Source organism: Streptomyces sp. NBC_01264 (assembly GCF_026340675.1).
Lineage (GTDB): Bacteria > Actinomycetota > Actinomycetes > Streptomycetales > Streptomycetaceae > Streptomyces.
On record NZ_JAPEOX010000002.1, the window covers coordinates 450,964 to 472,187 of the forward strand.

The 21,224-nt window shown below is 71.8% G+C and carries 15 protein-coding genes; 10 read left to right on the forward strand and 5 right to left on the reverse strand.

The annotated features are described in order from the left end of the window. Positions 1-113 precede the first annotated feature (113 nt). Together OG435_RS34980 and OG435_RS34985 are read left to right on the forward strand one after the other, a co-directional pair. On the forward strand, positions 114-275 hold the full coding sequence (locus tag OG435_RS34980; protein ID WP_243337014.1) for a carbohydrate-binding protein: 162 nt from the start codon (positions 114-116) through the stop codon (positions 273-275). A 180-nt stretch (positions 276-455) separates the two neighbouring features. Then, positions 456-1,493: a LacI family DNA-binding transcriptional regulator gene (locus OG435_RS34985; RefSeq protein ID WP_266883134.1), complete on the forward strand. Its 1,038-nt coding sequence runs from the start codon at positions 456-458 to the stop codon at positions 1,491-1,493. 94 nt (positions 1,494-1,587) lie between these two features. Here OG435_RS34985 and OG435_RS34990 read toward each other — a convergent pair whose 3' ends face one another. Then, a complete protein-coding gene (locus OG435_RS34990) occupies positions 1,588-4,341 on the reverse strand; it encodes a glycosyl hydrolase (protein ID WP_430625839.1) in 2,754 nt (917 codons plus the stop codon). A 269-nt stretch (positions 4,342-4,610) separates the two neighbouring features. Here OG435_RS34990 and OG435_RS34995 point away from each other — a divergent pair, with 269 nt between their 5' ends. The 6 genes from OG435_RS34995 to OG435_RS35020 all read left to right on the forward strand — a co-directional run bounded on the left by OG435_RS34995 (position 4,611) and on the right by OG435_RS35020 (position 10,537). Next, positions 4,611-5,915 carry an ABC transporter substrate-binding protein gene (locus OG435_RS34995; protein ID WP_266883138.1) on the forward strand — a complete coding sequence of 435 codons (1,305 nt, stop codon included), beginning with the start codon at positions 4,611-4,613 and terminating at the stop codon, positions 5,913-5,915. Between the two features lie 145 nt (positions 5,916-6,060). Then, the gene (locus OG435_RS35000; RefSeq protein WP_266883140.1) at positions 6,061-7,062 is read left to right on the forward strand and encodes a carbohydrate ABC transporter permease; all 1,002 of its coding nucleotides are present in this window, start codon (positions 6,061-6,063) and stop codon (positions 7,060-7,062) included. Next, complete coding sequence (locus tag OG435_RS35005; protein ID WP_266883142.1) at positions 7,059-7,979, forward strand: carbohydrate ABC transporter permease; 921 nt, start codon at positions 7,059-7,061, stop codon at positions 7,977-7,979. The genes OG435_RS35000 and OG435_RS35005 overlap by 4 nt, the downstream gene beginning before the upstream one ends. Before the next feature lie 103 nt (positions 7,980-8,082). Then, a complete protein-coding gene (locus OG435_RS35010; protein WP_266883144.1) occupies positions 8,083-9,510 on the forward strand; it encodes a GH1 family beta-glucosidase in 1,428 nt (475 codons plus the stop codon). A 56-nt stretch (positions 9,511-9,566) separates the two neighbouring features. Continuing rightward, the gene (locus tag OG435_RS35015) at positions 9,567-9,896 is read left to right on the forward strand and encodes a hypothetical protein (RefSeq protein ID WP_266883146.1); all 330 of its coding nucleotides are present in this window, start codon (positions 9,567-9,569) and stop codon (positions 9,894-9,896) included. A gap of 209 nt (positions 9,897-10,105) precedes the next feature. Beyond that, positions 10,106-10,537 carry a VOC family protein gene (locus OG435_RS35020; RefSeq protein WP_266883148.1) on the forward strand — a complete coding sequence of 144 codons (432 nt, stop codon included), beginning with the start codon at positions 10,106-10,108 and terminating at the stop codon, positions 10,535-10,537. Positions 10,538-10,603: 66 nt separating this feature from the next. On the opposite strand, the gene OG435_RS35025 is transcribed toward OG435_RS35020, so the two are convergent. Then, a complete protein-coding gene (locus OG435_RS35025; RefSeq protein ID WP_266883150.1) occupies positions 10,604-11,860 on the reverse strand; it encodes a saccharopine dehydrogenase family protein in 1,257 nt (418 codons plus the stop codon). A gap of 117 nt (positions 11,861-11,977) precedes the next feature. Here OG435_RS35025 and OG435_RS35030 point away from each other — a divergent pair, with 117 nt between their 5' ends. Further along, a complete protein-coding gene (locus tag OG435_RS35030; RefSeq protein WP_266883152.1) occupies positions 11,978-12,730 on the forward strand; it encodes a TetR/AcrR family transcriptional regulator in 753 nt (250 codons plus the stop codon). 50 nt (positions 12,731-12,780) lie between these two features. Here the strand turns inward: OG435_RS35030 and OG435_RS35035 are convergent, their stop codons facing one another. Beyond that, complete coding sequence (locus OG435_RS35035) at positions 12,781-13,785, reverse strand: ArsR/SmtB family transcription factor (protein WP_266883154.1); 1,005 nt, start codon at positions 13,783-13,785, stop codon at positions 12,781-12,783. 263 nt (positions 13,786-14,048) lie between these two features. Beyond that, entirely contained in the window at positions 14,049-15,266 is a 1,218-nt protein-coding gene (locus OG435_RS35040; protein ID WP_266883156.1) for a hypothetical protein, read from the reverse strand. A gap of 587 nt (positions 15,267-15,853) precedes the next feature. Here OG435_RS35040 and OG435_RS35045 point away from each other — a divergent pair. Then, complete coding sequence (locus tag OG435_RS35045) at positions 15,854-16,978, forward strand: acyltransferase family protein (protein ID WP_266883158.1); 1,125 nt, start codon at positions 15,854-15,856, stop codon at positions 16,976-16,978. A gap of 63 nt (positions 16,979-17,041) precedes the next feature. Here the strand turns inward: OG435_RS35045 and OG435_RS35050 are convergent, their stop codons facing one another. Continuing rightward, on the reverse strand, positions 17,042-21,046 hold the full coding sequence (locus OG435_RS35050) for a DNA-binding protein (protein WP_266883160.1): 4,005 nt from the start codon (positions 21,044-21,046) through the stop codon (positions 17,042-17,044). Between the last annotated feature and the right edge of the window lie 178 nt (positions 21,047-21,224).

The following is a 21,224-nucleotide window of genomic DNA, read 5'->3' on the forward strand; positions in this document are numbered from 1 at the left end:
TCCACCACGTCCGGAATCGGGCCGGCCGCCACCATCGGGTGTCTGACCTGCTCAGGAGGGTGCGATGCTTCATGCACGCCGGCAGTGAGCCGGCCCGATGAAGGGTGGCCCGCATGGCAGCAGGATTCTCGGAGTGGAAGGTCAACCGGCAGTACGCGGAGAACGACCGTGTCGTCCATTTCGGCAGGCAGTACCGGTGCCTGGTGACGCACAAGTCCAATTCCGCGAGCAACCCGGCGACGACCGTCAAGATGTGGCAGCCCTACGCAGGTTGAGCGGCCCGCCCTTTCGGATCGCCACCGGAAGGGGCCACCTTGCGGTGAACTGCGCGACCAGCAATTGGAAGCGCTCTCATCCGTCCGCCCGTCCCGGCGCTAGGCTGTAGCCCATCCGGCGACGGCGCAGGTCCGCACCACCTTGCGTGTCGCCGCCCCCGTCGACGAGGAGCGACCGCCTTGCCCGAGCAGTCCCCCGGGTCCCGCCCCACCCTGGAAGCCGTCGCGGCGCGTGCGGGAGTCTCCCGGGCCACCGCCTCGCGGGTCGTCAACGGGGGCGACGGGGTCCGCAAGCCGCTGGTCGACAAGGTGCTCCGGGCGGTCGACGAGCTCGGCTACGTCCCCAACCACGCGGCCCGGACGCTGGTGACACGCCGGACGGGCGCGGTGGCCGTCGTCATCGCGGAGCCGGAGGTGCGGATCTTCTCGGACCCCTTCTTCTCCCAGCAGATCCGGGGCATCAGCAAGGAGCTGACCGCCCACGACACCCAGCTCGTGCTGCTGCTGGTGGAGGGGCCGGGCGACTTCGACCGGATCACCCGGTACCTGTCCGGCGGGCACGTCGACGGCGCGCTCGCCTTCTCGCTGCACACGGACGACCCGCTGCCCGCGATCACCCGGCGGGCGGGGATCCCGACCGTGTTCGGGGGCCGGCCCGGCTGGACCGCCGGACCCGGCGAACGGGCCGTTCCGTACGTCGACGCCGACAACCGGGGTGGGGCCCGGGCCGCCGTGCAGTACCTGAGGGACCTCGGGCGCAAGCGCATCGCGCACATCGCCGGACCGGCCGACCAGACCTCGGCGACGGACCGCCTCGACGGCTACCGGGACGTACTGCTGGACATGGATCCGACGCTCGTCACCGAGGGCGCCTTCACCGTGGAGAGCGGGGCGCGGGCGATGGCGGAGCTGCTGGAGCGGCGGCCCGACCTGGACGCGGTGTTCGTCGCGAACGACCTGATGGCCTCGGGGGCGCTACGGGTCCTGCGCGAGCGCGGGATCGCGGTGCCCGGGCAGGTGGCGGTCGTCGGCTTCGACGACATGGATCCGGTGGCCAAGGAGACCGACCCGCCGCTGACCACCGTCAGGCAGGACATCGAGGGCCAGGGGCGGCTGATGGCACGGCTGCTGCTGCGCAGCCTCGACCGCACGGCGAACGGCGCGGGACCCGACTCGGTGATCACTCCGACCATGCTGGTGCGGCGGGCCTCCGCCTGAGCCCCGGCGTACGCGTACGGCGGGTCCGCGCCCCGAGGAGCCGCGCACCCGCCGCACCGGTCGTGCCGTACGTCCGGTTCCCGCACGCGGTGGACTACGCGTACGGGATCCTCAGCACCGCAGCGTCCGTACCCGTCTGCACCTGCGACGTGCCGTTGCCCAGCGCGTTCCAGATCTCCAGGCGGACCGTGCCGTTCCTGAGTTCGCCCAGGCTGCCGGTGACGGCCTGCGCGCCGGCCGCCTGCGTGTACTCCTCCCAGCCCGCGACCGGGTCGGTCGCGAAGTAGCGGAAGGTTTCGGTGCGGTCGAAGGTGCCGTCGCCGGTCAGGTCGTAGCTGACCCGGACCTGCGGGGCGAGCCCGACCTGGGTGCCGGCGTCCACCCGGAGGCGGAACGCGGTGGCGGCCCCGGCGGAGAGCTGGGCGCTGACCCGCTTCACCTCGTAGACGGTCGGCCGGTACGGGGTGCCGTCCCGGTTCACGCCGTCGGCGGAGGCCAGGGTGTCCGCGCCGGGCGGGTCGGTGGTGGCGGTGGTGAGGACTCCGCCGGTCTTGAGGCGGAAGGTGTTGCCGGTGGACGGGCCCGGCTCCTCCGGATCCGGGTCCGGATTTCCGGCGCCGGTGCCCGTGGCCGTCGAACGGGCGGGCACGAACAGGGTTTTGCCGTCCGAGAAGGTCACCGTGCGTGCGGTGGAGCCGTGGTTGTGCGCGGCGTAGGTGCGGGTGCCGTTCTTGCTGAAGACGGCGGAGGTGGGCAGGTCCGCGCTGACCGTCATGTCCGGTGCGCCGAGTGTGCCGAGTGTGTTGATCCAGTGGTAGGTGTGCGCCTTGGACTCGCCCTGCTCGGGGGTGTAATTGCCGTTCGCGCCGTCCCATTTGGCCTTCGCCGCAGCCGGATCGGTCAGCGCCTCGAACTCCCAGAGCAGGTCGCGCCACTCCTGGGCCGGGCCGCCGTTCTCGCGCTCCATCTCGGCGATGTTCCTCGTGATGGCGGCCTTCTCTCGGGCCAGGTGGAGGGAACCTCCGGTCACCGGGAGGACGTTGATCCCGTGGATCTCCTCCGGGTTGGCGGTCCACCAGGTGGAGTACGCGGCGCCGCTGCCCCAGACCATGCCGACCGTGCCGTACTTGTACGAGGCGGGGAAGACCTGCTCGTTCGCGTCGAACCAGTACTGGGTGATCGCCTCGGACTCCGTGGTCAGCAGGTAGCTGCCGAGGTCGCGGAGCGAGGTGTCACCGGTCGCCGCGCCCCAGAGCACGAGACCGGCGCTGAGGTTGACGGACTCCGACGAGGACTCCTGGTTGTTGCCCGCCGCGAAGCCCTGGTGGCCGGAGGCCCAGCTGTGGCCCGCGTACACGTCGAAGCCGCGCAGGAAGGGGTACGCCGAGTCGGTGCGGCTCGGGTTGGCGGTGTCGCGGATCAGGTGCTTGGTCATCGTGCCCCAGGCCGAGTCCGCCGCCCAGGCCGGGTCGTACTGGGCGATGACCGCCGCGGCGTAGACGTAGTAGCTGTAGTGGAAGTGGTGGTCGTTGAGTTCGGTGTCGCTGCCGTACGAGGCCGGGTAGCCGGTGAGGGTCTTCCAGTCCTTGTCGTAGCTGAACCCGCTCGCCCCGCCCGCCGTGAACCACTCCTGGAGCCGGCCCTTCATCAGGCCGAGGAGCTTGTCGCGGACTGCGGTCTGGCCGATCTGGTCGGCCACGGGCACCAGTTGGGCGAGCCGGCCGAGCGCCTTCCCGGTCCAGTAGGTGTCGGAGGCCCCGGAGAAGGGGTCCGCCGCATTGGCGACCTCGTTGAGGTAGCCGGTCAACCGGGTCCGGTCGACGCCGCTCGAGGCGGGAAGGGCGGGCAGCACGCCGTTGCTCTTCTGGCTGGTGGTGAAGGAGGCGGACTCGCGCACCTTCATGGTGCCGCGCGGTGAGACGTAGGTGTACGGGGTGAGCGCGTCGGTGGTGTGCAGCCACTGGTGGCGGTAGAGGGCCTGGAGCGTTCCGCGCTCGGTGCCCTCCTTGGCCTCCGTGGTCAGGGTGTAGGTCGCCCGGACGTTGCCGCCGGCGCTCTGCCAGGCCACCTGGGAGCCGGTGACGAAGCTGAACGCGTACCTGCGGTAGGTCGCGAGCGCGTCCGTGGAGGGCAGGACGGCGAGGGAGAAGTAGTCCTTGCCCGCGAGTCCGGCGGTGATCGTGGTGCCCGACACGTTCCAGTCGGCGCCGGTCGGGGCGAAGAGGGCGTAGTGGTGACCGGCGACCGTGATGCCGAGGACGTTGCCGTCGTCCGCGAAGACGGTGGGCGTGGAGGCGGTCGTGATGCGGGCGTCGCCGCCGGAGCCCTTGGCGTACACGAACGGCATGCCGTGGCCGATGGTGGCCCGGAAGGTGCGGGAGCCGTCCGCCCAGTAGGGGGTGACCGTCCAGTCCGACCAGGCATCGGCCTTGGTGTCCGGAGAGTTCAGGCCGGTGAGGCCGACGGTCAGGTCGGCCTTGTGGGCGTACTCGTACTGCCGGCCGTCGCCGACGATCGCGGGCGTGGTCGGGTAGCCGACCTCCAGCCCGGAGGCCTTGGCCTGGTAGGTGAGGGGGTGGCCGTACATGGGGGTGGAGTACGGGTTGTCGCCGTAGCGCTGGTAGGCGAGCGAGGTCCACCAGTCGTTGGTCGGGACCGGCTTGTCCCGGGCGGCGGCGGTGAGCCTGGGGGTGACGGGGGCGCCCGTGTTCGTCGTGGGTCCTGACGTCCCGGCGGGTCGCGCATCGGTGTAACTGCCGGACCCCGCGGGGATGGTGGCGGCGGCCGCCGGGGAGGCGGCCGGGCCCAGGCCGACGGCGGCGAGGCCGACGGCCAGGAGCGTCGCCACGGCGGGTCTGGAGAGGGAGGCTCGCACGAAACTGCACCTCGATCGCGTGGGGGGAAGAGCGCGTTCGAGAGCGCTCTCAAGTGCCATGGAACGTAAATCTCCTGAAACCTGGGTGTCAAGAGAGCGCGCCCAGAGCACAGTTGGGCGGAATGCCAAGCTGTTATGTGTTCGAGTCTTGACGGGGAAGAGGCGGTGGGGGACGCTCCAGACGCACGCACTGAGAGCGCTCTCAAGCGCTCGGTCCATCCCGAAGTCAAGGGAGGCTTCCCATGCCCATCGCCCGAGCCGCCAAGAGAGCCACAGCCCGTCTCGGCGCCGTCGTCCTCGCAGGGGCCCTCCTCGCCGCCTGCGGATCCAGCGACTCGCCGGACTCCTCCGACGGCGCGGGCGGAAAGATCACCCTCACGATCGACCTCTTCGGATCATTCGGCTTCAAGGAGGCGGGGCTCTACGAGGAGTACCAGAACCTCCACCCCGACGTGACGATCAAGCAGAGCGACACCCAGGACGAGGCGGACTACTGGAAGTCGTTCCAGACCCGCCTAGCGGGCGGCGGTGGTCTCGCGGACGTGCAGGGCGTCGAGGTGGGCCGGATCGCGTCGGTCACCCAGCAGCAGTCCGACAAGTTCCAGGACCTGAAGGCGTTCGGGGCCGACAAGCTCAAGGGCCAGTTCGCCGACGCCAAGTGGTCCGCGGCGACCACGAAGGACGGCAAGATCCTCGGCCTCGGCACGGACGTGGGCCCGGAGGCCATGTGTTTCCGCACCGACCTCTTCCGGCAGGCCGGTCTCCCCACCGACCGCGAGGAGCTCGCGAAGAAGTGGTCCACGTGGGACGGCTACCTGGAGCTGGGCAAGGAGTACAAGAAGAAGGCCCCCGCCCAGAGCGCCTGGCTGGACAGCGTCGGATCCCTCTACGGGGTCATGATCGGCCAGGAGAAGGAGCGCTACTACAACGCGGCCGGCGAGATGATCTACGAGACCAACCCGGCGGTGAAGACGGCCTGGGACACCTCCGTGAAGGCGGCGGAGGCCGGTCTGAGCGCCAAGCTCGACCAGTGGTCCCCGCAGTGGAACCAGGCCTTCGCCGCCGGTTCGTTCGCCACCATCCCGTGCCCGGCCTGGATGCTCGGCTACGTCAAGGGCCAGGCCGGCGACGCGGGCAAGGGCAAGTGGGACGTCGCCAAACTGCCCGGCGGCGCGGGCAACTGGGGCGGCTCGTACCTCTCCGTCCCGCGTGCGGCCAAGCACAAGGAGGAGGCGTACAAACTGATCGAGTGGCTCACCGCGCCCGAGCAGCAGGCGAAGGTCTTCCAGAAGCAGGGCAACTTCCCCTCCTCGACGGGCGCGATCGCGAAGATCGCGGACGCCAAGGACCCGTACTTCTCGGACGCCCCGATCGGCCAGATCTTCGGTGACGCGGCCAAGGAGTCCCCGGTCCAGGTGCTGGGCGTGCACGACCAGAACGTGATGCAGCAGCTGACGAACGCGCTGAGCGAGGTCGAGCGCAAGGGAGTCTCCTCGGACACGGCGTGGGCGACGGCGAAGAAGGGCGTGGCGAACGTGACCGGCTGACACCGGTCACGGGACCGGCCACCGTCGCCCCCGACGGTCGGCCACCCGTGCACCCCGGTGGACCCGGCGGCCCCTGCCCTCCCGTCCCCGCACCCGCACCCGCACCCGCATGGCCTCCTGCCCCGATCCACCGAAGGGCCGCATCGTGTCCCCCACCTCCACCGCGAAGGCCGGACCCCGCCCGGCCGGAACCGGATCCGGTCCCGGAGCCGGCCCCGGGACCGGCCCGGACGACGGTCCGGCAGCCGCTCTCCGGCGTACCTGGCGCAAGGCCTCCCCGTACGCGTACATCGCCCCCTTCTTCACCTTGTTCCTCGCCTTCGGCCTCTTCCCACTCCTCTACACGGCGTTCGTCTCCCTCTATCGCGTCGAGCTCCAGACGAGCGGCGAGATGGAGTGGCGGGGCATCACCAACTACACCGCGCTCTTCGCGGACGACTACTTCTGGATCTCGCTGCGCAACACGTTCACCATCGGTGTGCTGTCCACCGTGCCGCAGCTCGCGATGGCCCTGGGCCTGGCTCATTTGCTCAACTACAAGCTGCGCGGCCGGACCTTCATCAGGACCGCGGTCCTGCTCCCCTACGCGACGTCCGTCGCCGCCGCCACGCTCGTCTTCGCGCAGCTCTTCGGCCGCGACTTCGGGCTGATCAACTACGTGATCGGGCTCATCGGTCTCGGCCCGGTGGACTGGCAGACGGACACGGTCGCCTCGCAGATCGCCGTATCGACGATCGTGATCTGGCGCTGGACCGGCTACAACGCGCTGATCTACCTGGCGGGCATGCAGTCGATCCCGCACGAGCTGTACGAGGCCGCGGGGATCGACGGGGCCTCGCGCTGGCGCCAGTTCATCCACGTGACCCTTCCCGGACTGCGGCCGACCATCGTCTTCACGGTGATCGTCTCGACGATCGGCGCGACCCAGCTCTTCGGTGAGCCGCTGCTGTTCGAGGGGTCGATCTCCGGCGGCATCTCGCACCAGTACCAGACCCTCGGCCTGTACATGTACGAGCAGGGCTGGGGCTTCTTCCACCTGGGGCGGGCCGCGGCCATCGCCTGGGTGATGTTCGTCCTGATCGTGGTGCTCGTCGGGGTCAACGCCCTGATCGCGCGCCGCCGCGCACGCAAGGAGGCCGGCCGATGACCGCGCTCGCCCCACCCCCGACCGCGCCCGCCAAGCGCCGCCCGGCGCGGGAGCGGCCCGGCGGGCGCCCCTGGTTCCGCGGGGGCGGCGGGGCCGGGAAGACGATGACGGGCGGCTGGATCGCGTACCTCGTCCTCGGATTCGCGCTGCTGATCTCGGCGTTCCCCTTCTACTGGACGATCGTCGCGGCCAGCCGGTCCAACGCGGACCTGGCGCAGGTGCCGCCGAGCCTGCTGCCCGGCCCGAACCTGATGAAGAACTTCGAGGCGGTCCTCGAAGAGGCCGACATCGGCAAGGCCCTGCTGAACTCGCTGATCGTCTCGGGGGCCATCACCGTGGGCACGGTGCTGTCCTGCACCCTCGCCGGCTTCGCCTTCGCCAAGCTGCGGTTCCGGGGCCGGGGCGCACTGCTGACGCTGACCATCGGGACGATGATGATCCCGCCCCAGCTCGGTGTGATCCCGCTGTTCATGCTGATCGCCGAACTCCAGTGGGTGAACCAGCTCCAGGCGGTGATCCTGCCGGGTCTGGTGTCGGCGTTCGGGGTGTTCTTCATGCGCCAGTACCTGATCCAGTCGTTGCCCGACGAACTGATCGAGGCGGCCCGCGTGGACGGGGCCTCCACGGCACGCATCTTCTGGTCGATCGTGATCCCGATCGCCCGGCCGGGGATGGCGGTGCTCGGGATGCTCACGTTCATGACGGCGTGGAACGACTTCTTCTGGCCGGTCATCGCGCTGTCCTCACAGGAGCCGACCGTGCAGGTCGCGCTGCGGCAGCTCGGCGGCGGCTACGTCAACGACCAGTCGGTGATCATGGCCGGCACGCTGCTCGGCACGCTGCCGGTGCTGCTCGTCTTCGGCCTGCTGGGCCGGCAGATCGTCGGCGGCATCATGCAGGGAGCGGTGAAGGGCTGACGCGTTCCTGCCGGCCCCACCCCCTCCGGTCCTCTCCTCCGATCTTCCCTTCGATCCTCCCCTCCGGTCCTCCCTTCCGCCTACTTCCTGGAGTGTCCGTCCCATGACCGCTGTCGATGCCCGCCCGGCGACCTCCACGGGCACCCGCCCCGCGACCGGGACGGGACTCCGCTTCCCCACCGGATTCCGTTGGGGCACGGCCACCGCCGCCTACCAGATCGAGGGAGCCGCCACCGAGAACGGCCGGACACCCTCCATCTGGGACACCTTCAGCCGCACGCCCGGCAAGGTCCGCAACGGTGACACCGGTGACATCGCCGCCGACCACCTGCACCGGATGCCCGACGACGTGAGGCTGATGAAGGAGCTCGGCGTCACGGACTACCGCTTCTCCGTCTCCTGGCCCCGGGTGCAGCCGACGGGGCGGGGCCCGGCCGTGGAGCGCGGCCTGGACTTCTACCGGCGCCTGGTGGACGAGCTGCTGGCGAACGGCATCAGGCCGGTCGCGACGCTCTACCACTGGGACCTCCCGCAGGAGCTGGAGGACGCGGGCGGCTGGCCCGAACGGGACACCGCACACCGGTTCACGCAGTACGCGGACCTGGTGGCCCGGGCGCTGGGCGACCGGGTGACGACGTGGACCACCTTGAACGAGCCCTGGTGCGGGGCGTTCCTCGGGTACGGGAACGGGGTCCACGCCCCCGGCCGCACCAGCGACCTCGCCGCGCTGCGGGCCGCCCACCACTTCAACCTGGCGCACGGCGGAGCCGCCCGCGTCCTGCGCGACCGCCTCCCGCCGAGCGCCGAGATCTCCCTGACGCTGAACCTCCACGCCCTGCGCCCGTTGACGGACACCGCGGCGGACCTCGACGCGGTGCGCCGGATCGACGCGGTGGCGAACCGGATCTTCCTGGACCCGGTCTTCCACGGGCGGCTGCCGAGGGACCTGGTGGAGGACACGGCGGGGGTCACGGACTGGGCGTTCGTCCGGGACGGCGATCTGGAGGTCACATCCACCCCGATCGACTCGCTGGGCATCAACTACTACTCCCCCAGCGTGGTTTCGGCGGGCTCCTCCGCTTCCCCCGCACCCTGGGCGGGCGCCGAGAAGCACGTGGCGTTCACCCCGGCGGCGGGCCCGCGCACGGCGATGGACTGGCCGGTGGACGCGGACGGCCTGTACGAGCTGCTGACCCGGCTGCGGGACGAACTCCCACACCTCCCCCTCCTGGTGACGGAGAACGGGGCGGCGTACGACGACTACGCGGACCCGGAGGGCCAGGTCCACGACCCGGAGCGGGTGGCGTACCTGGACGCGCACCTGACGGCCGTGCACCGGGCGATCCAGGACGGTGTGGACGTACGCGGCTACTTCCTGTGGAGCCTGCTGGACAACTTCGAATGGTCGTACGGCTACAGCAAGCGCTTCGGCATCGTCCACGTGGACTTCGCGTCCCAGCGCCGGACGGTGAAGGACAGCGCGCGCTGGTACGCGGAGGTGATCGCGCGGGGCGGGCTGGCGCGGGACTGAGGGGATCTCCGACGGCACGGGCTGTCACGGGGCGCTGCCGCGTCGTAGTCTCGGGCGTGCACGAAAACGAGATCAAACTCAAGGCCATCGCCGCGCTGACCGCTCTGCGCGCGGATGTCGGCGAGGGCATCGCCTCCGATCTGCTCGCGGAGGTGACCCCCGATCACTTCCTGGTGCCGGAGGGGGCCGACCCGGAGGAAGTCGGCGGCGCCGTGCTCGATCAGCTCTCCGCGCCGCTGAGCGCCCTGGTCAACGGTTTCATCGCCGCCTTCGCGGCGGTGGCCTACGCGTACGACCAGACCGGCACGGAGCCCGGTACCGACGCGATCCTCCAGGAACTCGCCCTGCGTCTCGCCCGCGAGGAGGACGGCCGGCAGTCGCCCTGACTGCCGGCCTCTCGGCAACACAGCCTTTTTCGGGCCGACTTGGCGGTTGTGCGCCATGGCGGCGATCCGCCCGTTCCGGTCGGGCCGTCGGCCGCGTGCGGCCACCGGCACTCTTTCTCCACCGTGTGCCGCGTTTCGGCTCGCACGCGGGCGGGCTTTGGGCGACGGTGGACCTTCCCTGCACCATTCGCGTTCCGAGGAGGCCCGTCATGAACTGGACGCTCGAAGTAGTTCTGGTCCCTGTCACCGACATGGACCGGTCGAAGGAGTTCTACGCGGACAAGGTCGGCTTCACCCTCGACCTCGACAGCGAGGTCGCGCCCGGCGTCCGCATCATCCAGCTGACCCCGCCCGGCTCACGCTGTTCGATCGCGCTGGAGCACGGGATGCCCCCGGCGCCCGGTGCGCGCCAGATGGCACCGGGCACGCTGCAGGGCCTGCAGCTCTGCGTCACCGACATCGAGGCCGCGCGGGAGGAACTGACGGCCCGCGGTGTAGAGGTGTCGCCGGTGCGGCACGTGGGCGAGAAGGGCTGGGAGGACGGCAAGGGCGACACCTGGAACTCCTTCCTGACCTTCTCCGACCCGGACGGAAACGGCTGGGTGGTCCAGGAAGCGCCCTCGGAGCTGTCGGAACGCTGACAGCCCTCGGCGGTACGCGCCGGCCCCGATGGCCCGCCGGCTGACACGGGGCGCCAGGGGCCGTTCTCAGCGCCCGCCGGCGCCACCCGCCGGGCTCGGGTCCTGTTCCCGCATCGCCCAGGGGGATCCGTACGCCGTGAGGAGGTCCAGGAAGGGGCGGGGCGGCAGGGCCTCCGGGCCGAGCACTCCGGATCCGGACCACACCCCGGCGGCGAGCAGTTCCAGTGCCACCACCGGGTTGACGGCGGTCTGCCAGACCACGGCCTGGGAGCCGTACTCGCGCATGGACCACTGGTTGTCGACCACGTGGTAGAGGTACACCTCGCGGGGCAGGTCGTCCTTGGTGCCCTTGACCCAGGTCCCTGCGCAGGTCCGGCCGGTCATCCGGTCCCCGAGGGTCGCCGGGTCCGGCAGGCAGGCCGCGACCACGTCGCGCGGTGAGACGCGGACCGGACTGCCGTCCTCGCCACGGACGGTGACCGGTTCGGTGGAGTCCAGGCCGAGCGCGTGGAGGGTCTTGAGCTTGCCGATGAAGTCGTCGCCGAGGCCGTACTTGAAGGTGACCCGGCGGGCCCCGACCCAGCGCGGGACGAGGAGGACCTCCTCGTGCTCGACGTTGACGCACTCGACGGGGCCGATGCCCTCGGGGAAGTCGAAGACCTCGGGCTCGCTGAACGGTTCGGTGGTGAACCAGCCGCGCTCGCGCTCGTACACCACGGGAGGGTTCAGGCACTCCTCGATCGTCGTCCAGATGTTGAAGGACGGTGCGAAGTCGTAGCCCTCGACGGACAGATCGGCTCCGTCCCTGATGCCGATCTCCTCGATGTCGTCGAAGAGTTCCTCGGCGGCGTAGCGGGCGAAGACGTCCGAGAGACCGGGCTCCACACCCATGCCGACGAGTGCGAGCCGGCCCGACTTCTCCCACTCGGCGGCCCGTTCGAACTGCTCGTCGCCGAGCTTCACCCCGCAGGTGCCGTACGGGTCCCCGGGGTGCGGTCGGGACAGGGACATGGCCATGTCCACGTAGTGGGTGCCGGCCGCGAGCGCGGCGTTGAACAGCGGCATGACGAACCGCGGGTCGGTGGCGTTCATCAGGACGTCGCACCCGTGCTCGGTGAGCAGGCGGGCGATCTCCTCCTCGTCGGAGGCGTCCGCCCGGCAGGCGAGGAAACGCTGCTCCTCCGCCCCCAGGGCGGCGACCGCGGCCTCGGCCCGGGCCGGGTCGTAGTCGGCGACGACGAATCGGTCGAAGAAGCCGCGGCGGGCGGCGATCTTGGCGATCGCGCTCCCGACACCGCCGGCGCCCACAAGCAGAACACGCATGACGAGGTCCTTTCTCGGTGGGGCGTGTGCCCCGGGGCCTGATGGAACCGCGCGCCAGGAGTTAAGGTCAATGGTGTTGGCATAAGGGCACCGGACGGTTCAGGGGGTGGTTCCGCGATGCCGAAGGACGTGGTTCCGGAGGAGGCCCGACGGCGGCGGCGTCCGACCCGGCAGGGCACGGTGCTCTCCGAGCGGCTGATCGTGGAGACGGCGCTGCGGATGGTGCGGGAGCACGGAAGCGCGGGGCTGACCGCCAGGCGGCTCGGCGCCGCCCTGGGCGCGGACCCCAGCACCCTCTACCGCTACTTCGACGGCATGGACGGGCTCACGCTGGCCATCGGTGAGGAACTCATCGGCCGGGCCCTCGCCGGCTGGGTCCCCACCGGGCACTGGCGCGAGGACCTGCGCTCCCTGGGCCTGCGCATCCACGGCGCCTACCTCGACCATCCCCAGGCCGCCCTGCTGACCGCGAGCCGGGTGACCGGCCGGCCCCGCGAGATCGCCGCCGACGAGGCCATCCTCGGCAGTCTGCGCGGCGCGGGGTTCGGCGACGAGGACGCCGTGCGGATCTACCACGCCTACATCGACCAGTGCCTGGCCTTCGCGGCGCTCGACGCGGGATCCCTGGCGCTGACGGAGCAGGCCCGGGAGTCCGACGAGGAGCGGTGGGAGTCGACGTACGCCCGTCTGCCGGCCGGGACGTACCCGAACATCGCGGCCACCGCCGGGCTCCTCGCGGCCCGGATGCCGCACAGTGCCTATCCGGTCGCGCTGGACATGCTGCTGGAGAGCGCCGGACGCGAGCTGGCCGACGGGGGCGGGAGCACGGGCCGACGCCGCCGTACGGGGCGGCCGGCCGGGCGGCCCTGAGGGCGTACGCCTGGTGTCGTCGGTCGGGTCCCGGCTCGTTCGGCTCCGGGTCATCCGTGCTCGGTCAGCGGGCCTCCCAGCAGTTCGGCGCCCAGCGGGGTGACGGTGTGCACCACGGATTTGCCGCGTCGGCTGGTCGTGATCAGGTGGGCGTTGCGCAGGACCGTCGCATGCTCGCTCGCCGCCGCGATCGACACGTTCAGGCGCCGCGCCAGCTCGGTGGTGCTGCACCCCTCGGTGGCCGCCTTCAGTGCGGCGGCCCGGGTCCGTCCCAACAGTGCGCCCAGCGACTGGTCCGCCGCCCGGGCCGCACCCCACAGCGCGGCGGCCGCCGCCGCGTCGCCGAGGGTCGGAATGGCCAGCGTGGGGGCCGCGGTCACGTCCCGCGAGTCCCACAGGAGTGCCGGGTCACGCCACAGGAAGACCGTCGGCGCGATGACGAGACCGCGCCCGCCGAGGTGGACGTCGAGGTGCCGGTGGTACCGCACCTCCAGTACGGGCGCGCGCCACCGCACCAGCGGGACGCACATGCTCTCCAGCAGGCGCTCGATCCCGCCGTCGAGCAGGGTCCGGGCGAAGGTCGCCCGTACGCCCTCCAGGTGGGATCTCGCGCTGTTCCAATAGGGCGCGACGAGCGCCTCGTTGCAGGCGGTGAGCCCTGCGGCGAAGTCCCTGCGGGCGTCGAGGTCGCCCGCTGCCAGGTTCCGGGCCCACGACAGCTGTGACGGGTGGAAGTCGATGTGCTCGAACTCGGTCCGCAACAGGGCGGGCGATGCCCGGAGCAGGTTGTCGATCCCCTCCTCGACGGACGGCGTGTCACCCATCAGCACCGTCAGGTCGATGTCCGGGCCGTCCAGGGCCAGCAGGCTCGTGAACGGGCGGGCCCGCGCACCCAGCCGTCCGCGGACCACCGCCCGCCAGGGGTGGAAGGGCAGGGCCCGGGCGGCACAGTCGCGCAGCAGCCTCAGGCTGTACATCGTCTCCGCGGCCGCTCCGATCGTCGCGGCCACGCGGGTCCGGGCGAGATCCTCGGCGGTGAAATGAATGCGCAGCACCGGGCATCCCCCCACACTGTCCGCTCCAGAGGCACTTGATCGTCCCGCGCAGTCTGCGTCCTGCCCGGAGCCCCGTCCAGGACCTGTTTCAGCCAAGGCGCCCCACCTGGGCGGGGCGGGGGCTTGACCGGCTCTCGGGCAGCTCGCCGATGCCGCCGAGGGTCCACGCTCACAGTTCGAGAAGCCCACGACGAGCCCGCTACCCGGCCACCGGAAGGCAGGGCTTACCCCACCCCTCAAGGTTCAGGGGGACTCAGGGCCGGTCACAAGGCCAACTGCGCTCCGGCAGCCGCTCGTACCTCTGGTCGTTCCATGGGGTCGTCTCGGAGTACGGCGATGCGGTGCAGGGTCTGGGGGGTCTGGGGTGCCGAGGCGATGGCCAGCAGCCGTGCCCGTTCCTCGCAGTCCCAGAGCGACTCGGTGTGCGCGTCGTCCGATCCGGACGGGTCGATCGCGGCGAGCGCCATCAGGTAGTCGGTGCGCTCGTACGAGTGCGGGGTGTGCCGCCAGAAGCGCCAGAGGACGGGTACGGCGTCGGCGGCTTCGGGTCCGAATCGGGCCAGCCTCTTCGCCGTGGTGTCGGGGCCGCACCACTCACGCGCCTTCCACTGTTCGGCGAGTTCGGTGACGAGCCCCGGTAGCGCCTCAGGCCCGGGGTGGTCGGACAGGACGTCTGCCCCCAGCCGGGCCAGCCACTCCCGCCCGTCCACGGACCAGGCGCGGGCCGCCGGCACGGCGAGGGCACCGAGGCGCTCGACCGCCCGCCGGAGCAGGGGCAGGGGACGGCTGCCGCCCCGGGTGCCGAGCGAGGGTACGAGCGGGATCAGTCCCTCGGCCGGCTCCCGCCCGGCCAGGGAACGCAGCGCATCGACCTTCGTGTTGAGCTCCGTGCTGTCGGCGGCCAGCAGGGCGAGCAGCTCATCGTCGCCGAGCCCACCGAGGGACGGCCGCGGGCGGAACGTGCGGCCGGGCACCTCGATCCCGAACCGGCCCCACGGCTCGGCGGACCACGGAAGTTCCTCCTCCTCACCGATCCGGGCGCGCGCGACATCCCCCAGGTCCTCCCACCACTCGCCCGGCCAGCTGCCCGCGACCGACTGCAGTACCGTCACCCAGTGCCTGCCTACCCGGATGTATGCCCGGAGCCCCTCCCGGGCCTCGTCCGATCCGGCGAGGGCGAGCAGTTCCAGCACTGCGGCGGTCCGCGGACACTCCTCCTCGTCCCTCAGCAACTGATCAACGGCCGGCGCCGGCGACAGCTTCAGGTCCCGGAGCAGCCGTGCCTGGTAGAGGCAGCGGTCGTCGCACTGGGAATCCCACGTCCAGTCCCGGCGGATCCCGTCGTACACGAATGGCGCGGCGGCCTCCGGGTCGCGCCGTGCGCGCTCCGCGCCCAGCCCCCGGCCGCGCTGCAGCAGCCCTTCGAGCGTGTCATGGCGTGCGTAGGACAGGGTGCGGGACATCTCGTCGTGATAGCTCATTGCGCCACACCCTGCCTGCCCGGAGGCGTGGTTGCCATCCGATATCGGGCGCCGGCCCAAAGGGTGTTCCCGTGACCGGTCCGCGGAGACCGGCACGAGTGCGCTCATAGGCGGGGCGTGTTCCTCACGGGGCGGCGCGGCAGGTCGCGGAGGCCGCCAGATCAGGCGCTGGCGGGGTGGCGTCGTATGGGCCTTGCGGTGCCCTCCCCGGGCCCCGGAAGACTCCGCCGGAGGCGAGCCCCGGAGGGTACAATCCCTGCGACGGATGTCCGCTCGAGGTGGCTGCGTGGTCTCGTTCAACGGCATCGGTCTCCCGTGGAAGAGCATGCCGTTGGCGCCGGGGAGCAGACGCTCCTCACGCCGCTCAGCGGAATCGGCAACGGTTTCCGGACGAGGTTCGGGCCGGCTGGGGTGAGGTCCCGAAGGGGGCCTCACCCCTTCGCGTGCCTGGGGTCCGGCCCACTTCCACGCAGTGCGCAGCAGTGTAGAAACCACCAGAAGAATGCGACGGACTCATGACCCATGCCGCAACAAGACCGACGGAGGGGCATGTTCCGCCCACGCCCGCAGCCTCCGGTCCGGCGCCCGTGGAGACGGCCGGGCGGAGGCACGCGCCCCGTCTGTACGCGCTCGACGGGCTGCGTCTGCTCGCCGCCCTCGCCGTCCTCGCGTTCCACTGGACCGCCTTCGCGGGCGTGCCCGAGATCTGGGGCGGCAAGGTCCCGGCCGACTTCATGCCGCACATAGCCAGGTTCACCTCGTACGGCTGGCTCGGCGTGCAGCTGTTCTTCATCATCAGCGGCTTCGTGATCTGCATGAGCTGCTGGGGGCGCAAACCGGGTGATTTCTTCGTCTCGCGGGTCATCCGCCTCTTCCCGGGCTACTGGGCGGCCGTCCTGCTGACCGCGAGCGTCCTCGTGCTGGTGCCCCACCTCGGCCGGCCCAAGGCTCGCGCCGGTCTGGACGTCCATACCGTGCTCGCGAACTTCACCATGTTCGTCACCCCGCTCGACGCCAAGTACGTCGACGGCGTCTACTGGACGCTCTGGATGGAGCTGCAGTTCTACCTGCTCTTCGCCATCGTCGTGACGATGGGCCTCACCTACCGCCGGGTCGTCGCGTTCTGCGGCATCTGGGCCGCCGCCGCGCTCCTCGCCCCGCAGACGAAGATCCCGCTCCTGGAGAGCTTCGCCATGCCGCAGGAGTCCCCGTACTTCATAGCCGGCGTGGCCATGTTCCTGATGCACCGGTTCGGGCCGAACCTGCTCCTGTGGGGCATCGTCGGATTCACCTGGCTCGTCGCGATGAGCCGAATCGGCCCGATGAAGCACACCTACGAGAAGGCCACCGGGCACCCGCTCTCGTGGACGGTCGTCGCCGCCATCATCACCCTCTGCTACCTGGTCATCATCATGGTCGCTCTGGGGTACCTCGACCGGATCCAGTGGAAGTGGCTGACCGTCGCCGGCGCCCTCACCTATCCGCTCTACCTCATCCACCAGGAAGCCGGCTGGACCTTGATCCACTGGCTGCGCACCCTGGGCATCGGATCGGGCGCCGCGCTCGTCGTCGCCCTGGCCGTCGCGCTCCTCACCGCCTGGCTCATCCACCGGGTCGTGGAACGGCCGCTCAGCGGTCTGATGAAGCGCGGGCTGAACAAGTCCCTCAGCACGATGCGCGCCGCGTCCGACGCACCCGACCACCAGCGGTAGCGCTCCGCCGGGCCGGGGTGCGGCGCCCGCCGCCGGTGGTGGCCGTACCGTGCGCGGGCGCTGTCAGCAGGTCTTGCGGTAGGGGAGATCCGGGAGGTACGTGCGCCAGTCGGACCGGGACAGTCCGGTTCCGGCCCGGCCGCAGACGGACTCCGCGAGTCCGGACGGAGCCACCTGATGAGTGCGGACGGTGCTGTGCTCGCCCGCGCTGTGCAGGGTGTGGCCGTCGGGAGAGAAGGCGACGGCGACGATCCCGTCGCCGGGGGTCGGCAGCGGTGATCCCAGCGGCCGGCCCGAGTTCACGTCCCAGAGCCGGAGCGTGCCGCCGGCGCCCGCTACGGCCAGGGTCTGGCCGTCGGGGGAGAAGGCGAGGGCGGTGACGGCCTTGACGGAGTCGGGGCCGACCGCGTCGGACCCGGCCGGGAGGGTGGCCAGTCGCCGCTCGGCCTGCCCGTCCCACAGGGTGACCCCGCCCGTCGTGTCACCAACCGCCAGGCGTGTGCCGTCGGGGCTGTAGGCCAGTACCCCGCCCCGTTCCATGGCGAGGCCCCGCTCGGTGCGTCGGCCGGTGGGGATGTCGAAGGTGGTCGAGGAGGTCGCGAGCAGCCGGCCGTCGGGGCGGACCGCGACCGGGGCGGACCGGGAGCTCCGCAGACCCGCCACGGAGGACGTCCGGTCCCGCGTGAGGTCCTGCGGCCGGGTCCGGCGGCCGCTCGTCAGGTCCCGGACGTCCAGGGTGTCGACGCCGGCGCGCGTCGTGAGCAGGGACCGGCCGTCGGGCGATACGGCCATGCCCGTGATGGGCATCCGGTCGGCGGGTGACGGTTTCGGGTCCGCGGGCAGGGGGCGGGCCGTGTTCGCCGGTATGTCCCACAGAGCCGGCTCCTCGGCGATGTCGCGCCGCTCGGCTGGGTCTCCACCGCCGTCTCCGTCGCCGGCCTCCGGGCCTTCGGCGAGGCCGGTTCGGGCGTGGGCGAGGGTGTGTCCGTCGGGTGTGAGTGCCAGGAGGACACGGCAGGCGGGTTCGGCGGGCGTTCGCGTCAACGGTTCCGTGGATGCCGGTGCGGCCTTCGGGCAGTCCGCCGGCGGGGTGCGGGCGGTGCGCCGGCCGTCGGCGACGGTGTAGGCCTCGAACCAGGTGCTGTCGCCCTTCCGGCGGTCGACCGCGACGGTCGTGCCGTCCGCGCTGAAGGTGCCCGTCGATGCCGGCTCCGGGTTCCAGTCCGGGGTGGTGGCGGGTCCGTAGGAGATCGTGCGCACCATGGTGTCCCCGAGCCGGCGCTCGGTCAGGTACCTGATGACTCCGTCCTTCGGGTCGATCCGGAGCTGGGAGGCGGCCCCGTTGGTGAGGGAGTAGCGGAAGACCGGCCGTTCGGGCGCGGCGAGTCGCCACATCAGGATCTCCCGGCCGTCGACGGCCGCGGCGAACCGGCCGTCGGGGCTGGTGGTCGCCTCGGTCAGGCCGGGTTGGTCGATCCGGGCCGGTTCTGTGTCCGTGATCGGGTCCCACAGGCTCAGGCCACCCGGTGCCTGGGACATCAGGACGGCGCCGTCGCCGGTGAAACGGAACGAGTCGACGGCGCATCCGCCGGATCGGGTGGCCGGCAGTTCCGTGCCCCGGGTCACGTCCCAGACCCTCAGGGGCACGTCGCCCCGTTCGAAGGCGCTCGCCGCGTCCCCTCCCCTGGCGCACAGGGCCAGGTGGCGCCCGTCGGGGCTGAGCGCCCACATCGGATAGCGCCCGGTCGGCACCTCCAGCAGGGTCCGGCCGCTTCGTGCGTCCCGGAGCGAGAGCCTGCCGGTGGCAGCGGCCATGTCCATGTTGGCGACGATCTGCTCGGCGGCCGTCCAGGCGATCGAAGCGCCCGCCGGTCGGGGCGCGGCGTCGAGAGCCGTCCCGGACGCCAGGTCCAGCCGACGGGCCCCGACACCGTCGCCGGGCCCCGCCTTCTCCTCGCCCCCCTGTACCAGGGCGGTGCGGCCGTCCGGTGAGATCCCGCGGAACAGGGTGGCCCGGTCGAAGGCCGTCTCCGGTCCGATCGCCGTCCGCTTCCTGACGTCCCAGGCGCGTACGGAGTCGGCGTCGACGGTGACCGCCACGCGGCCGTCCGCGCTCAACCGGACCGGGAGCGCCGGGTGGGAGGTCCAGGGGCCCGCCTCGTCCGGCACGTCATAGGCGTCGGATTCGGCCTGGACGGACGCCGCCAGCAGTGCCGACCGGGTCTCGGCGGTCTCGGCCACCCGCCAGGCGGCCACGCTCAGCCGCATCGCCAGGGCGGGGTCGGAGCTCCGTAGTCCCTGGGCCACGGCGGCCAGTTGGCCGGCGGCCAGTTCCTCGCCCTTGGCCCGCCGGATCTCGGCGTCGACCCGCTGCCGGACGTTGTCGCGTCCCTGCTGCCAGGCGGTCGTGCTCGCCACCGTGAGGAGGACGAGGAGGAGGCCGACGAACGTGGTGACGCCGCGCCGGATCCGGCGCGTACGGGCCCGGGACGCGAGGCCCGCACGCAGGAACTCCCGCTCTGCCGGGACCAGTTCGGCGGAGCGGCTCGCGTCGGCGGCGGCAGCGTCCTCCGCGAACGTGGCCTCGGCCTCCGCCAGTTCCCCTCCACGCAGGAGCGCCCCGGCGTCGCGCCGTCGGGTCAGCCAGTTCTCGGTGGCCTGCGTCAACCGGCGGTGACGTCGGAGCCGTTCGCGGTCGGTGTCGATCCAGCCGCTCAGTCTCGGCCACGCGGTGATCAGGGCCTCGTGCGCCAGGTCCACGACGTCCTGGTCAAGGGTGACGAGCCGGGCCCGGGCCAGCCGGTCCAGTACGGCCCCGGCCTCGGCGGCCTCCGGCGAGTCCGGGGGCACGAGGGTGTCGCGGGGTACGGGCCGCCGGGTGTCGGGGGTTCCGTCGCCGGGGGCTCCGTCGTTGGGGGCTCCGTCGCCGGGGGTGATCAGGTTCAGCAGGAGGCGACGCGCGACGGGGGCGCGGTCGGGGCCGAGTTCGGCGTACACCTCCTCGGCGGTCTGGGCCAGGGCTCCGCGCAGACCACCGGCCGCCTCGTGTCCGGCCAGGGTCAGCGTGCGTCCGCGACGCCGCCGCCAGGTCTCCAGCAGGGCGTGGGAGAGCAGCGGCAGGCTGCCGGGTTCTCGGGTGACCTCGTCCACGAGCCGGGCCGTGAGGACGCGTTCGACGGTGAGACCGGCCGCCGCTGCGGGGCGCACGATCGCGCCGCGCATCTCCTCGGCGGTCAGCGGACCCACGGGGAGGGTCGCGGCCCGGGCGGCCTCGGCCAGGGCGGGGTGGGCCAGGCAGTTCGCGTAGAAGTCGGCGCGCACCCCGAGCACCACGCGGATCCGGCTTCCGGGGTCACGCGCGGCGAGGAGGGAGGCGAGGAACTCCTCGCGCTCCCCGGGGTCCGCGCAGAGGGTGAAGACCTCCTCGAACTGGTCGACGATCAGCCAGGTTTCGCCGTCCTTGGCGGCCGGGGTGAGGACCGGCGCGCGGTTCCGCATCGGATGTTCGCCGGGGGTGAGGACGCGCAGGGCGGCGGCGGGCGGCAGCGGCGGCGCGGAGCGGCGCAGCCGCGGGATGAGACCGGCCCTCAGCAGGGAGGACTTGCCGCTGCCGGACGGGCCGAGGACGACGGCGAAGCGGTGTTCGGCGACCAGGGCCGTCAGGTCGTCGGTCAGGCGTTCCCGGCCGAAGAACACCGCCTCGTCCTCGGGTTCGAAGCGTGTCAGGCCCCGGTAGGGCGGGGTGCCGCCGTCGGCGCCGCGCGCGAGGGAGGCGGCTTCGGTCTCCGCCTCGGTCTCGGCTTCGGCCTCGCGCCAGCGTCGTTCCCATTCCGTCCGGGCGCCGCCGCAGGCCTCGGCGTAGGCCAGGGTCACGGGCAGGCTCGGGAGCCGGTTCCCGGCGGCGGCCTGGGAGAGCGCCGTCACCGAATAGCCGGCCCGCGCGGAAAGCTCCCGGTAGGGGACGGAGCCGGCCGCGCGGCGCAGGGCGCGGAGTTCGGCGGCGAACCGGGCGGTGGGACCGGCCTGTGGATCGAGTGCCTTCTCCGGCCTGCCCGCACCGCTTCCCATGCTGCTCCCCTCCCCCGGGATCAAGATCGTTTCCACCGTAGAAGGGGAACCCGGCTGCCACAAGGGCCTCTTCAGCCACGGAGAACAATTGTTCAGGCGCTCGGATCGAGGCTGCTGAACAATGCGCGAGCCGGTGGACTGCTGCCGTACGCCGGTCGCCGCACGGCCCGCGCCGCTC